This window comes from Exiguobacterium sp. s142 (assembly GCF_018618455.1).
Taxonomy (GTDB): domain Bacteria; phylum Bacillota; class Bacilli; order Exiguobacteriales; family Exiguobacteriaceae; genus Exiguobacterium; species Exiguobacterium aurantiacum_A.
Map to the genome: position 1 here is coordinate 119,388 of NZ_JACSMB010000005.1, position 11,738 is coordinate 131,125.

The following is an 11,738-nucleotide window of genomic DNA, read 5'->3' on the forward strand; positions in this document are numbered from 1 at the left end:
CTTCCTCGCATCTTGCAATTTTCTAAGGTGATCACGTATGGTCGAGTGACCGTTTTTTCTGTTCCCACCAGTTAAGCAAACCTTCTTTGTCTTCGGTCGGGACATGTACCATCAAGAAATCGATTTCCTCACTAAATTCAAAAACGACGTGTTCCGGTTCTGTCTGAATCGTTTTAATCAAACGCTCGAACTCGCTAAAGAACGCTTTCAATTCCCCTGGAGAGACAGAATAGATGACATCGGCCTGCCGCTCCACGTACTCGACGAAATAATGCAAGTAAAAAACACGGACGTAATTTCGCAAGATCGGGTCTGTAAACGCGTTTGCATCTTTGACAAGTTTGGCACCTTCTCGTAATCGGTCAAACTGAAACATGGTTCTCGGAGTAGGCGTGCCAATTTTCTGGATGGCTTCGGTCAATCGTACCGCTTCCTCTTTTTCAAACCCTTCGGTGAAATAACGGTTCAAGGCCGTCTTCACTTCTGCATGTTGTTTATACAGGCCAACGACGAGTTCAATCAATTCGTTTTGGTCGAATTGTTTGAGCTCGTTTCGCAACTCGCCCACCTTCATCTTTTTCATTCAATTCCCTCACTTCAATTTTTGCTTCACTATCATAGCCGATTTTTTGACCCGGTGAAATTACGATTCAACAAAAAAATGATGACGTCATTGTCATCATTCCCCGTATCTGCCGCTTGCAAGCCGAATCGTCGACAAATCTTCATGCGCGAGCAGGTTTTGCGCGTATTCAAATGGACGAGAGTGGGTAGAGTATAGTATAGTTGTTTTACTAAATAATCAGAATATTCTAATAAAGGAGGTGTGGAGAATGGCTTCTGTCATCCGTAACCGTCATCACGTGGTCCATGACCCGAAACGTTCGTTCTCTAACTTTGGATTTTGGTGGAGTATCGGCGCGCTCTCGATCGGTTTATTCATCATCGCTTTCGAACCGCTCCGTGAACGGTTCAGCGCCTTACATCCGGTCGCTTCAGTCTTGTTCCTGATTGGCATCTCGTTCGTGGTCGGTGTCGTCATGAAGCTCGCCCGTGACGTCTGGTGGCTCAACTACCTGCTCGAGCGCACGTCGAACCGGTACATGTATATCGGGGCGGACACACTCCGGAGCTGGCAATACACGCTCGACTCGATCTGGTTGTTGACCCGCACCTCACAAAAAAAGCTCGGCCGATTGTACATCCAAATCGACCGAACCGTTCGTGCTGAAGAAGCGAAACGCATGTTCGCTGCCTATTTGATTGATCGTGGCGTCCTCGTCGTCTACTCGAGATCGTCCAAACCGAAGAAAATGGCCTGACCGTTTCAATCGATTAACGGCACAACCCATGCTCGAGCTGCTTCGACTTCCTCCATTCGCAGCTCGTGCCCGCCTCCGTGATAGAAGAGCTCGACGTCCGCTCCGGCTTCCCGTAGCGTCGACGTCAGCTCTTCTGTTTCTTGTTTCGGACAAATCGGGTCACGCTCGCCGGCCGAGATGAACACGGTCGCACCCGTCAAGTCAGGGAGCGTGAGCGAGCGGTCCGGTACCATCGGATGGAACAAGAGCGACGCCTTGAACGCGTTGTCCCGGTATAAGGCCGATCCGATCAAGTTGGCACCGTTCGAGTAGCCGAGCGGGATCATCTTGTCGCGGGCAACACCGTATTTAGCTGCCGCCTCGTCAAGAAACGTGAGGAAGCGCTCCGTCTGTTTCTTCAAATCTTCAAGGTCTAACACGCCTTCCGCATGACGGCGGAAGAAACGGGACATACCGTTCTCGAGGACGTCGCCCCGGAGCGTGAGAATGTTCACTTCAGTTGAGAGTTCACGGGCGAGCGGGATCAAGTCCTGCTCCGTCCCGCCTGTACCGTGCAACAAGACGAGCGTCGTCTCGGTCGTGCCTTTAATGAATTGATGAATCATATTCTGTCTCCTCTCGGGATTGTGATGGTTGGTAGCGTTCGTGTGATCTTGTCGCGGTCGACTTCGAGCCAGTCCGGCAGCTTCAGCGCGCTACCGAGTTCGTCGATCGTTTCATCAACGAGGAACCCGGGTGCGTCGGTCGCGAGCTCGTGCAAGATGCGTCCTTCGTCATGGAAGTAGACCGAGCGGAAGTAGTGCCGCTCTCTCACCTCGGTCGGACGGAGGCCGCGGTCAAAGATCGCGTCTTGCCACGTCGTATACTCGTCACCGTCCGCGATACGCCAGGCGATATGGTGGACCGTCCCCGCACCGGGCACGCCGTTCGGGAGGACGGCTTTTTTGACATCGATGACGTTGCCGTAATCGGCCTCGCCCTCAAGTCGGACCCATTCCGAATCTTCCCCCGTCTTCGTGAAGCCAAACAGTTCGGTCAATAGCCGCACCGTCGCCTCCGGGTCTTTCGACAGGAGCGTCGCCCCGGCGAACCCGGTGATCGCTTGTTGTTTCGTGATACCTGGCACGAGCCAGTCCGTCTGTTTCGCGCTCGCCCGCGCGACGAGCTCGACGACGAGTCCGTCCGGGTCTTCGAACAACAACGACGGCTCGCCGAACCGTTCGGTCGCGACCGTCGCGACACCGTGGGCTTGCAGGCGACTCTCCCAAAACAAGAGGCTGCCAACTGGTACGAGATACGCGGTGACGCCGACCTGCCCGCTGCCGACGCTGCCTTTCCCGATACCCGGGATCGGGAAGAACGTGATGACCGTCCCCGGCGTCCCGGTTTCATCGCCAAAGTATAAATGGTACGTACCCGGGTCGTCGAAGTTGACCGTCTGCTTGATGAAGCGGATACCGAGGACGTTGCCGTAAAAGTCTAATGTGCGTTGCGGGTCTTTCACCATCGCCGAGATGTGATGGATACCTGCTGAGTGCGTCGTCATGACGTGTCCCCCTTTTTCATTATCTTGATTTCAAGATAAATCATTTCCGATGAAAAGTGAAACTTTTTGCTCACAATGCCGTACGCTAGGAGTAGACACCTAATAAGGAGGACTTACATATGACTTTACAAATTGACCGTGTCTCGAAGCAGTTCGGGGAGTTCACGGCCGTCGACGACTTGAGCTTTCACGTCCCCAGTGGCGAGATGTACGGCCTGCTCGGGGCGAACGGTGCCGGCAAGACGACGACGTTCCGGATGATCTTAGACATTTTAAAGCCGACCGACGGCACGATTCTCTGGGACGGACGCAACGTCGACCACCGCATCGTCGGCTATTTGCCGGAAGAGCGCGGCCTGTATCCGAAGTCGCCCGTCCGCGACCAGCTCGTCTTTCTCGCCAGCCTGAAAGGCATGAAGTCGGCTGAGGCGAAACGTGCCGTCAAGTCGTGGCTCGAACGGCTCGAGATCCCGCAGTACGAAACGATGCGTGTTGAACAGCTGTCAAAAGGAAACCAGCAAAAGATTCAGTTGATCGCGGCGCTGCTCCACAACCCGGAACTGCTCATTTTGGATGAGCCGTTCAGCGGTCTCGATCCCGTCAACGTCGAGATCTTGAAGCATGAAGTGCTCGCCCTGCGCGACGAAGGGACGACGATCGTCTTCTCGAGTCACCGGATGGAGCACGTCGAAGAGCTGTGCCAACATATCGGCATCTTGAAAGGCGGCCGCGCCGTCGTCAGCGGCGACGTCCCGACGATCAAGTCGCGTTACGCCGAGCCGGTGCTCTTCATCGAGACCGATCGCGTCGACGTCCTCACGGCACTCCCGATCGTCAAAGCGGTCGAACCTCATCGCGACGGTCACCTCGTCCGGCTCGACTCGTTCGAAGGCAGCGACGCGGTGCTCGGCGCCCTCGTGCAAGCAGGTGCTTCCGTCAAGACGTTCATGCGCCAACCCGTCTCGCTCAACGACATCTTCATCAAGGAGGTAGGCAGCCATGTTTCATAACTTCAAACCATTGTACGCGTTCACGCTACGCTCGAAACTGCGGTCGAAGGCGTTCCTCATCTCGACGATCTTGACGATCGTGTTCATCCTCGGCTTCACGAACATCGACCGCCTGCTCGCGAACTTCGAGGACACCGATCAAGGCCAGGCGCTCCTCGTCACGCAAAATGCCGAACTGACTGAAATCATGCAGTCGCTCGGTTACGAAGGGGTCGAATCGGCCGACATCACCGAGACCGAGGCGCGCGCGGGACTCGAAAATGGGGATTACGAGATCGTCGCCTTCATCGACGGCGCTTCGGCCCGTGTCTTGTCCGACCGTCCGGAGCCCGATTTCACGACACTCCTGCAGACGGCGCTCCGCGAAGTCCGCAACGCCGAGCTGATCGAGACGTCGAACATCGACCCGGCCGTCCTCGCCGCTTTGAACGAGCCGGTCCCGATCGAGGAGTCTTACCTCGGCCGTGGCGGCGAGAACTCAGAGGAGCTGTTCTCGTCATTCGCGTTCGTCTACATCATGCTCATGCTGCTTTACGTATCGATCATCACGTACGGTTCGATGATCTCGACCGAAGTGACGACCGAGAAGTCGTCGCGCGTCATGGAACTGATCATCTCGACGACGCATCCGGTGACGCACATGCTCGCCAAGATCTCAGCGATCGGTACGCTCGCCCTGTTACAGATCGGCATCTTCCTCGGGTTCGGTTACTTCAGCGCCCGCAGCAATGAGATGGCCCAATCGGTCATCGACAACGCCGGCAACGCCCGGGCCGTCATCTACTTATTGACGTTCTTCACGCTCGGCTATCTGCTCTATGCGGCCATGTTCGCCGTCCTCGGCTCGCTCGTCAGCCGTGTCGAAGAGTCGCAGCAGATGACGATGCCGGTCATCATGCTCCTCGTCGCCGGTTTCCTCGCCGCGATGTTCGGGTTGAACAATCCGGAAGCGCAGATCGTCACGATTTTGTCGTTCGTTCCGTTCTTCACGCCGATGCTCATGTTCCTCCGCGTCATGCTCGTCGACGTACCGGTCTGGGAAGTCGCCTTGTCGATCGGCATCATGCTCGGCTCGATCGGTGTCATTCTCTGGATCGGTTCGAAGTTCTATCGCGGCGGCGTCCTGTTCTACGGGAACAACGCGATTAAACAATGGCGTCAAATATTACAAAATCGTCAATAACGTTTACAGCATTTTCGTTTTCGTATACTCTAAAGAATGTGCAAAATGAGGAGGAAACGAACTATGCGATCACGATTACTCGCAGCCTTGATCTTTACATTCATGACGACGCTCACGACGTTCATCTGTTATACCGTCTTCTTAGAGGCCGACGCGTTGTGGCAAATCTTGCTCGCATACGCGGGCAGCACGTTCCTCGGAACGCTCGCGTTTTGGTATCCGGTCAGTCGACGTTCTGAGACGTCAAGGTTCGGCGGCGCGTGGATCGGGATTTTGATCACGCTGACGACACTCGTCGGATTCACGATCATCCGCTTCACCGTTCGCGGTGATGCCGCTTCCTTACTCGACTGGCAGACGATGCTCGCGAGCCTCGCCTATACGTTCGGTTACATCGGCTGGGTGCTCACGATTCTCAACATCGTGCTCGGCTTCCTGCTTGCCGGGACGAAACCGAAAGTGCGTTATGAAGCAAGACCAATGCGTTAAATCAAAAGCAGCCGTTCTGCTCAGAACGGCTGCTTTTTTGTGCTCACTGCAACTTATACGACTTATCGACGATGCCAAACTCCGTATATTGGAACGAGTTATCGACGAACTGCTCCGGGACGAGCTGATCGACGTAGCGGGCAAACGGGACGATGCGATGTGTCGCCTCATGCGTCCGTCCGAGGTCGAGCACGGCATCGACCAACGCTTCTAACGCGTGGTGCGACGTCGGTTCCTCGTCCTCTTCAAAGATGCGGCGCAGTTCCTCTTCGTGCATCAAGTCGAAGATGCGCATGCGCGTCTCGAGCTGATGCTGCATATCTTCCGTCGACTTCCCGTGCATCGCTTCTTCATAGGCGAGCTTCATCTGTTCGAGTTCAGGGGCTTTGCCTTTCATGAGCACCTTCAAGGACTCCCCCGTCCAAATGTGCCGTGCCAAGTAGTTCGCGTCAATCTTCAGCGCCTCGGCGAGCGCCTCTATGTAAGGCATCGTCGGGTACACTTCACTGAGCTCGGTCCGGCGAATAAAGTACGGAGCGACACCGATCTGTTCGGCGAGTGCCTCGATCGAGATACCCGTCCGCTCACGCAAGATTCGGATTCGGTCCCCATAACCCCGGTACGGTGCATTTTTACCATCCATTGAATTCTACCCCCTCTTTTCCATTATAGTTCCCGAATCCACAAAAAAATACTCGGAAGCGCATGCTTCCGAGCAAGTGGTCGAATTAATTATTTTTTCGTCAACTCGACGACTTCAGATGAACCGGCTGTGACGTTGTCGCCTTCAGCAACAAGTTTGTTCACAGCGAAGCTGTCATGGTTCGTGATGATGATTGGTGTGATCGTCGACGGTGCGTTCGCTTTGATGAAGTCAAGGTCGAACGTGACGAGCGGGTCGCCTGCTTTGACGGCTTGGCCTTCCGTGACGTGCGTCTCGAAGCCTTCACCTTTAAGGTTGACCGTGTCGAGACCGATGTGGATCAAGTACTCCGCACCGTTGTCCGCGTTGATGCCGATCGCGTGTTTCGTCGGGAAGACCGTCGCGATTGTCCCGTTGACCGGTGACACGACTTTTCCGTCTGTCGGTTCGATGGCGATGCCATCACCCATCATTTTTTGTGAGAACACTTGGTCAGGCACGTTCGTAATATCGATGACTTTCCCTGTAAGTGGTGACACCGCGTTCAGTTGCTCGTCTTTACCACCAAAAAGTTTTTTAAAGAATCCCATAGCTTAATCCCTCCAACATGTTCTGTTAATCAAAGTCTTAGCTTTTATACCCGAAAAGCTATTACTTCAATCCCTACCCTATTCACGGTATAGTTGTATTAAGGTAGTGCGAATTCGTTTACACATCGTAAGAATACGAGTGTGCAATCGCTTTTGCAAGCCCTTTTTACACTTTATAAAAATTTCACATGATGGAGGCGCTTACAATGACGACTTTCACAAAATTGTCATACGAACGGCCCGACGTGGACGCTTTAAACAGCCGATTGTCGGACTATTCAGTCGAATTGCAGCAAGCGAGCACACTCGAAGAGGCGAACGAATTGATTCGCCAAATCAACCAGGAACGGAACGCGTTCGAGACGCAAAGTCAGCTCGTCGCGATCCGCCACTCGATCGATACGCGCGATGCGTTCTACGAAGCCGAGCAGACGTTCTTTGACGACGCGTTGCCGGTCTACGAGAAAGAAGTCCAGGCGTACTATCGCGTCTTGACGGAGCACGACCTTCGAAGTGCGCTCGAAGCGGAATGGGGCAGCCAATTGTTCGAACTCGCGGAACGGGCACTCAAAACGTTCGACGAATCGCTCATCCCGAAACTGCAAGAAGAGAACCGACTCGCGACGAGCTATCAAAAAGTGATGTCGGCCGCACAGATCGAGTTCGATGGCAAGACGCTCAACTTGTCACAGTTCGGCCCATACTTACAGTCACCCGACCGGTCGGTACGAAAAGCGGCGTCCGAGGCGCGTTATACATACCTCGCCGACAACGGTCTAGAACTCGACCGCATCTATGGCGAACTCGTCCGCGTCCGGACCGAGATCGCGCACGCGCTCGACTTCCCGTCGTTCGTCGAACTCGGCTACGCCCGGATGCAACGCGTCGGCTATGATGAGTCGATGGTCGACAACTTCCGTAAACAAGTGCGTGACGTCATCGTCCCGCTCGCGACGACGTTAAAAGACAAGCAGGCGAAACGCATCGCTGTCGATACGCTCCGCTACTATGACGAATCGTTCGTCTTCCCGGACGGCAACGCGACACCGCAAGGCGACGAGTCGTTCATCATCGAGGGCGGCAATAAGATGTACCGTGAGCTCTCGGGCGAGACGGACGAGTTCTTCCAGTACATGCAAGAGCGCGGCGCCCTCGATCTTACGGCGAAGCCCGGCAAAGCCGGCGGCGGTTACTGCACGTACTTACCGTCTGAAGGTCTCCCGTTCATCTTCTCGAACTTCAACGGTACGGCCGGCGACATCGACGTGCTCACGCACGAGGTCGGTCATGCCTTCCAAGTATATGAGAGCCGTCATTTGACGACACCGGAATACGCGTTCCCGACGTACGAGGCGTGTGAGATCCACTCGATGTCGATGGAGTTCTTCTGCTGGCCGTGGATGGAGCTGTTCTTCGGCGACCAGGTCGACAAGTACAAGTTCAACCACTTGGCCGGAAGCGTCACGTTCCTCCCATACGGCGTCCTCGTCGACGAGTTCCAGCACATCGTCTACCGGAAGCCCGACATGACGGCAGAAGAACGTCGTCAGGCGTGGCGTGACCTTGAGAAGGTGTACTTGCCGCACCGCGACTACGAGACGAACGATTACCTCGAGTCGGGCGCATGGTGGCACCAACAAGGTCACATCTTCCAGAGCCCGTTCTATTATATCGACTACACGCTCGCCCAAGTTTGTGCCTTCCAGTTCTGGGTGCGCATGCATGAGGACCGCGAGTCGGCATGGAGCGATTACCTCACGCTCTGTCAGGCCGGCGGTAGCCGCTCGTTCCTCGAGCTCGTTGAACTGGCCGGACTGAAGTCGCCGTTTGAAGACGGTGTGTTAAAAGACACGATCGGACAGATTGAAGACTATCTATTGAAGCACCCGTTAGCGAACTGAAGATAGAAAAAGGGTGAGTCCGCATGGGCTCACCCTTTTTGTCCTCAAATCACATCTAACGGTTCTTTCCCGCTCGGCGGCGGGAACGCCTCGTCGAGCGCTTTGAAATCTTCTTCAGTCAGATTGAGGAGCAGCGCCGCCCCGTTCTCTTCGACGTGCGCTTTCTGCCCTGCTTTCGGGATGGCGATGACGTTGCCGCTCCGGACCGTCCACGCGAGCAGGATTTGGGCCACCGACGCATGATACGCCTCGGCGATTTGTTTCACCGTCTCATCGTTAAAGATCTTCTCTTTCACGTCGCTGCCTTCGGCGAGCGGCGAATAGGCCATCACCGGGATGCGCTGCTCTTCTAGGAACGGCAACAAGTCGTGCTCGATGCCGCGGCTGCCGAGATGGTACAGCACTTGGTTGACCGCGCAATGCTTCCCGTTCGGCAAGGCAAGCAGTTCTTTCATGTCGTCGACGTCAAAGTTTGAGACGCCCCACGCCCGGATCTTCCCGTCTGCTTTCAGCTGTTCGAGGCCATCAACCGTCTCCTTGAGCGGGATGTTGCCGCGCCAATGCAACAAGTAAAGGTCGAGATAGTCGGTGCCGAGCCGCTCGAGCGTCGCGTCGCACGCCTGTACGAGCTTGTCGCCCCCGGCGTTATGTGGATACACTTTCGAGACAAGAAAGACGTCCTCGCGCCGGTCTTGGATCGCTTCCCCGACGAGTGTCTCCGACTTGCCTTCCCCGTACATCTCGGCCGTGTCGATGACGTGTAATCCGCAGTCGAGACCTGTCTGTAACGCCTCGATCTCCGCGTCATGTTTTGATGCGTCATCGCCCATGCGCCACGTGCCTTGACCGAGGGCACGCATCTCGCGCCCGTCCGGCAATTTGACCACGTGTTGTTTCAGTGCCGCCAAAATCAGTGTGTGTGGAATTCGATTCATGTTGTTTCCTCCTTGATCCATTGATCGTGCAACGGCCCTGTCGTCCCGAAGACGGGATCGGTCGCCGGTTTGTCGACGCGTTCGATTCGATGGACGTTGTCCGGGCGTTCTTCAGGCTTGCCCGTCAACGTGTCATAGTCGCGTCCTTCCGGATACGCCCCAACGATTTCGAAGTCATCGCTCGCCTCGAGTCGACGGTGTCCCGTCCCTGCCGGCAGGATCAACACGTCACCCGCATTCAACGAGACGAGATCGCCGGTCGCGCCGCCGAGTTGAACGGTCGCACGGCCTGACCTCACCCCGAGCACCTCGTGCGTGTTGCTGTGATAGTGGTGATAGTCGAACACGCCGTTCACCCAACTGTTGCCCCAACCGTTATGCTCGAACGTCGCCTGGATGCCGTCCGCCTCGTCGAACACGCGTCGGTATAACAGCACCGGGAAATACGGGTTGTTCGGGATCGAGCCGTCATCTTTAAACCGATATGTGGACATGTCCATGTGATCGCCTCCTTGTCTCTGACACTGTACCCGACTTATAGAGGATATAATCGACACAAAAAAATGACCCGACCCTTTAATAAGGGCCGAGCCACTGAGTTAGCGTACTTCGCTCTCGAGCTGTTTCAACTTCGTCGAGTAGTACTCGATAATGTCACGGCGTCGGATGATGCCGATGAAATACTTGCCGTCATCGACGACCGGCACGAAGTTTTGATCGGTGATCGCATCGACGAGCTCCTCGATTTGCGCCGTGATCGATACCGGTTTATAGCGTATGCGTTGTTTGATGTCTTTCAGGCGAGTCCGGAGCACTTTCTCGTAATCTTCTTCCCCGCGAAGTTGTTCAGCGAGTGCCCACAGTAAGTCTCCTTCCGTCATCGTTCCGGCGTAAAAGCCGTTCTCGGATACGAGCGGCACCGAGGTGAAGCGATGATGCTTCATCTTCTCGAGCGCTTGCCGCACCGTCGACTCCGGGTCTAAATATTTGACGTCTTCTTTCGGATATAAAAAGAAAGCGATATTCATATATAATCTCTCCTCAATCTGTTAATCCACCACGCTATTGTACCATGAATCGTAGGGTTGACCGCAATAATTGACCGCACCCCACAATTGTTTCACCCTCCCTTCATTAGTTGCTGTCACAGAAAAAAGTCCTTTACAAGAACAGGACCGGCGTGACACGTCATCAACAGAAAACTGGAAAGTAACTCCAATTATTTATACCCTGTACGCATCGATTCTACCCGTCCGAGTCCATAAAAAAAGACGCCTTTCGATCAAGGCGTCTCGTCTAATCAGATAAAATGTAACATCGTTTGATTGAACTTCTCCATCTCGTCGAGCACGGTACCGTGACCGCTCTCCTCGAAACGCTCGATGCGCGCGTTCGGGATGCCTTTTTCCATCTCTAGGGCAAACTCGAACGGACAGACTTTGTCGTGGACGCCATGGATGATCAGCGTCTCGACGCCGACTTTCGGCAAGTCTTCACGAAGGTCCTCGTCGCGGAGCGCTTTCGCCGAGGCGATCGTCCCATGGCTCGAGGCGATGAGCGACAAGCTGTGGAACCAGTTTTGGAGCGGCTCTGGATGCTTCTTCTCAAAGAAGATCTCGCCGAATCCGGTCAACATCGAGGCACGGTCTCGTTTCGTATCTTCGATCAAGGCGTCGACTTCTTCTTTTGTCATCCCGTACGGATAGTCCGGGCGTTGCGTGAACACCGGTGCCGCCGCGCCGGCGAGGATGAGTTTTTTCAAACCGCCGTCCGGATAATCGACCGCATAGCGGATCGCGATCGCCCCACCCATCGAGAAACCGACGAGTGTGAAATCTTTGACACCGAGGCCGTTGACGACCATGTTCACGTCAGACGCCATCGTCTCGTAGTCATAGCCCGTAGCCGGTGCGTCCGACTTCCCGTAACCGCGGTAATCGATGCCGACGTAGCGGTAGCCCGCATCCAAGAGCGCGTTCTTCTGATACTCGAACATGTTGTTGTTCGCCGGCCAGCCGTGCAAGAAGACGACCGCGTCGCCCGTTCCGACGTCCTCGACAAAAATAGACGTCCCGTCATGTGCTGTAATGTAATTCCCCATCATTCAAAACCCCCAATC

The 11,738-nt window shown here is 54.9% G+C and carries 14 protein-coding genes; 5 read left to right on the top strand and 9 right to left on the bottom strand.

The features are described 5' to 3' along the window. Positions 1-31: 31 nt before the first annotated feature. The gene (locus KNP77_RS06730; protein WP_131507489.1) at positions 32-583 is read right to left on the bottom strand and encodes a hypothetical protein; all 552 of its coding nucleotides are present in this window, start codon (positions 581-583) and stop codon (positions 32-34) included. Positions 584-833: 250 nt separating this feature from the next. On the opposite strand from KNP77_RS06730, the gene KNP77_RS06735 reads away from it, so the two are divergent. Beyond that, a complete protein-coding gene (locus KNP77_RS06735; protein ID WP_131507491.1) occupies positions 834-1,322 on the top strand; it encodes a restriction endonuclease subunit S domain-containing protein in 489 nt (162 codons plus the stop codon). Positions 1,323-1,327: 5 nt separating this feature from the next. On the opposite strand, the gene KNP77_RS06740 is transcribed toward KNP77_RS06735, so the two are convergent. Continuing rightward, positions 1,328-1,927, bottom strand: a complete 600-nt coding sequence (locus tag KNP77_RS06740; RefSeq protein ID WP_070328624.1) for an alpha/beta hydrolase — start codon at positions 1,925-1,927, stop codon at positions 1,328-1,330. Continuing rightward, complete coding sequence (locus KNP77_RS06745) at positions 1,924-2,868, bottom strand: VOC family protein (RefSeq protein ID WP_214889453.1); 945 nt, start codon at positions 2,866-2,868, stop codon at positions 1,924-1,926. The genes KNP77_RS06740 and KNP77_RS06745 overlap by 4 nt, the downstream gene beginning before the upstream one ends. Before the next feature lie 119 nt (positions 2,869-2,987). On the opposite strand from KNP77_RS06745, the gene KNP77_RS06750 reads away from it, so the two are divergent. The 3 genes from KNP77_RS06750 to KNP77_RS06760 all read left to right on the top strand — a co-directional run bounded on the left by KNP77_RS06750 (position 2,988) and on the right by KNP77_RS06760 (position 5,550). Then, positions 2,988-3,878: an ABC transporter ATP-binding protein gene (locus KNP77_RS06750; protein WP_214889458.1), complete on the top strand. Its 891-nt coding sequence runs from the start codon at positions 2,988-2,990 to the stop codon at positions 3,876-3,878. Then, a complete protein-coding gene (locus KNP77_RS06755; protein ID WP_214889462.1) occupies positions 3,868-5,061 on the top strand; it encodes an ABC transporter permease in 1,194 nt (397 codons plus the stop codon). The genes KNP77_RS06750 and KNP77_RS06755 overlap by 11 nt, the downstream gene beginning before the upstream one ends. Positions 5,062-5,124: 63 nt before the next feature. Next, positions 5,125-5,550: a hypothetical protein gene (locus KNP77_RS06760; protein WP_070328620.1), complete on the top strand. Its 426-nt coding sequence runs from the start codon at positions 5,125-5,127 to the stop codon at positions 5,548-5,550. A 43-nt stretch (positions 5,551-5,593) separates the two neighbouring features. Here KNP77_RS06760 and KNP77_RS06765 read toward each other — a convergent pair whose 3' ends face one another. Both KNP77_RS06765 and KNP77_RS06770 read right to left on the bottom strand, forming a co-directional pair. Continuing rightward, the gene (locus KNP77_RS06765) at positions 5,594-6,193 is read right to left on the bottom strand and encodes a helix-turn-helix domain-containing protein (protein ID WP_016509316.1); all 600 of its coding nucleotides are present in this window, start codon (positions 6,191-6,193) and stop codon (positions 5,594-5,596) included. Positions 6,194-6,282: 89 nt separating this feature from the next. Further along, on the bottom strand, positions 6,283-6,783 hold the full coding sequence (locus KNP77_RS06770) for a PTS sugar transporter subunit IIA (RefSeq protein WP_070328619.1): 501 nt from the start codon (positions 6,781-6,783) through the stop codon (positions 6,283-6,285). Between the two features lie 206 nt (positions 6,784-6,989). Between KNP77_RS06770 and KNP77_RS06775 the strand changes: the two genes are divergently transcribed. Continuing rightward, positions 6,990-8,684: a M3 family oligoendopeptidase gene (locus tag KNP77_RS06775; RefSeq protein ID WP_214889465.1), complete on the top strand. Its 1,695-nt coding sequence runs from the start codon at positions 6,990-6,992 to the stop codon at positions 8,682-8,684. A 44-nt stretch (positions 8,685-8,728) separates the two neighbouring features. On the opposite strand, the gene KNP77_RS06780 is transcribed toward KNP77_RS06775, so the two are convergent. From KNP77_RS06780 to KNP77_RS06795, 4 genes are all read right to left on the bottom strand, one after another. Further along, a complete protein-coding gene (locus KNP77_RS06780; protein ID WP_131464108.1) occupies positions 8,729-9,619 on the bottom strand; it encodes an aldo/keto reductase in 891 nt (296 codons plus the stop codon). Beyond that, on the bottom strand, positions 9,616-10,119 hold the full coding sequence (locus tag KNP77_RS06785; RefSeq protein ID WP_070328616.1) for a cupin domain-containing protein: 504 nt from the start codon (positions 10,117-10,119) through the stop codon (positions 9,616-9,618). Before KNP77_RS06785 ends, KNP77_RS06780 begins: the two co-directional genes overlap by 4 nt. Positions 10,120-10,218: 99 nt before the next feature. Continuing rightward, positions 10,219-10,647, bottom strand: a complete 429-nt coding sequence (locus KNP77_RS06790; protein ID WP_016510664.1) for a CBS domain-containing protein — start codon at positions 10,645-10,647, stop codon at positions 10,219-10,221. Between the two features lie 272 nt (positions 10,648-10,919). After that, positions 10,920-11,720, bottom strand: coding sequence for an alpha/beta fold hydrolase (locus KNP77_RS06795; RefSeq protein ID WP_070328615.1), 801 nt, complete (start codon positions 11,718-11,720; stop codon positions 10,920-10,922). Between the last annotated feature and the right edge of the window lie 18 nt (positions 11,721-11,738).

Bases quoted from the DNA above. Each gene is read 5' to 3' on its own strand.
- KNP77_RS06795 (WP_070328615.1), bottom strand. From the start codon at position 11,720: ATGGGGAATTACATTACAGCACATGACGGGACGTCTATTTTTGTCGAG.
- KNP77_RS06770 (WP_070328619.1), bottom strand. From the start codon at position 6,783: ATGGGATTCTTTAAAAAACTTTTTGGTGGTAAAGACGAGCAACTGAAC.
- KNP77_RS06740 (WP_070328624.1), bottom strand. From the start codon at position 1,927: ATGATTCATCAATTCATTAAAGGCACGACCGAGACGACGCTCGTCTTG.
- KNP77_RS06765 (WP_016509316.1), bottom strand. From the start codon at position 6,193: ATGGATGGTAAAAATGCACCGTACCGGGGTTATGGGGACCGAATCCGA.
- KNP77_RS06745 (WP_214889453.1), bottom strand. From the start codon at position 2,868: ATGACGACGCACTCAGCAGGTATCCATCACATCTCGGCGATGGTGAAA.
- KNP77_RS06750 (WP_214889458.1), top strand. From the start codon at position 2,988: ATGACTTTACAAATTGACCGTGTCTCGAAGCAGTTCGGGGAGTTCACG.
- KNP77_RS06790 (WP_016510664.1), bottom strand. From the start codon at position 10,647: ATGAATATCGCTTTCTTTTTATATCCGAAAGAAGACGTCAAATATTTA.
- KNP77_RS06785 (WP_070328616.1), bottom strand. From the start codon at position 10,119: ATGGACATGTCCACATATCGGTTTAAAGATGACGGCTCGATCCCGAAC.
- KNP77_RS06755 (WP_214889462.1), top strand. From the start codon at position 3,868: ATGTTTCATAACTTCAAACCATTGTACGCGTTCACGCTACGCTCGAAA.
- KNP77_RS06735 (WP_131507491.1), top strand. From the start codon at position 834: ATGGCTTCTGTCATCCGTAACCGTCATCACGTGGTCCATGACCCGAAA.
- KNP77_RS06760 (WP_070328620.1), top strand. From the start codon at position 5,125: ATGCGATCACGATTACTCGCAGCCTTGATCTTTACATTCATGACGACG.
- KNP77_RS06780 (WP_131464108.1), bottom strand. From the start codon at position 9,619: ATGAATCGAATTCCACACACACTGATTTTGGCGGCACTGAAACAACAC.
- KNP77_RS06730 (WP_131507489.1), bottom strand. From the start codon at position 583: ATGAAAAAGATGAAGGTGGGCGAGTTGCGAAACGAGCTCAAACAATTC.
- KNP77_RS06775 (WP_214889465.1), top strand. From the start codon at position 6,990: ATGACGACTTTCACAAAATTGTCATACGAACGGCCCGACGTGGACGCT.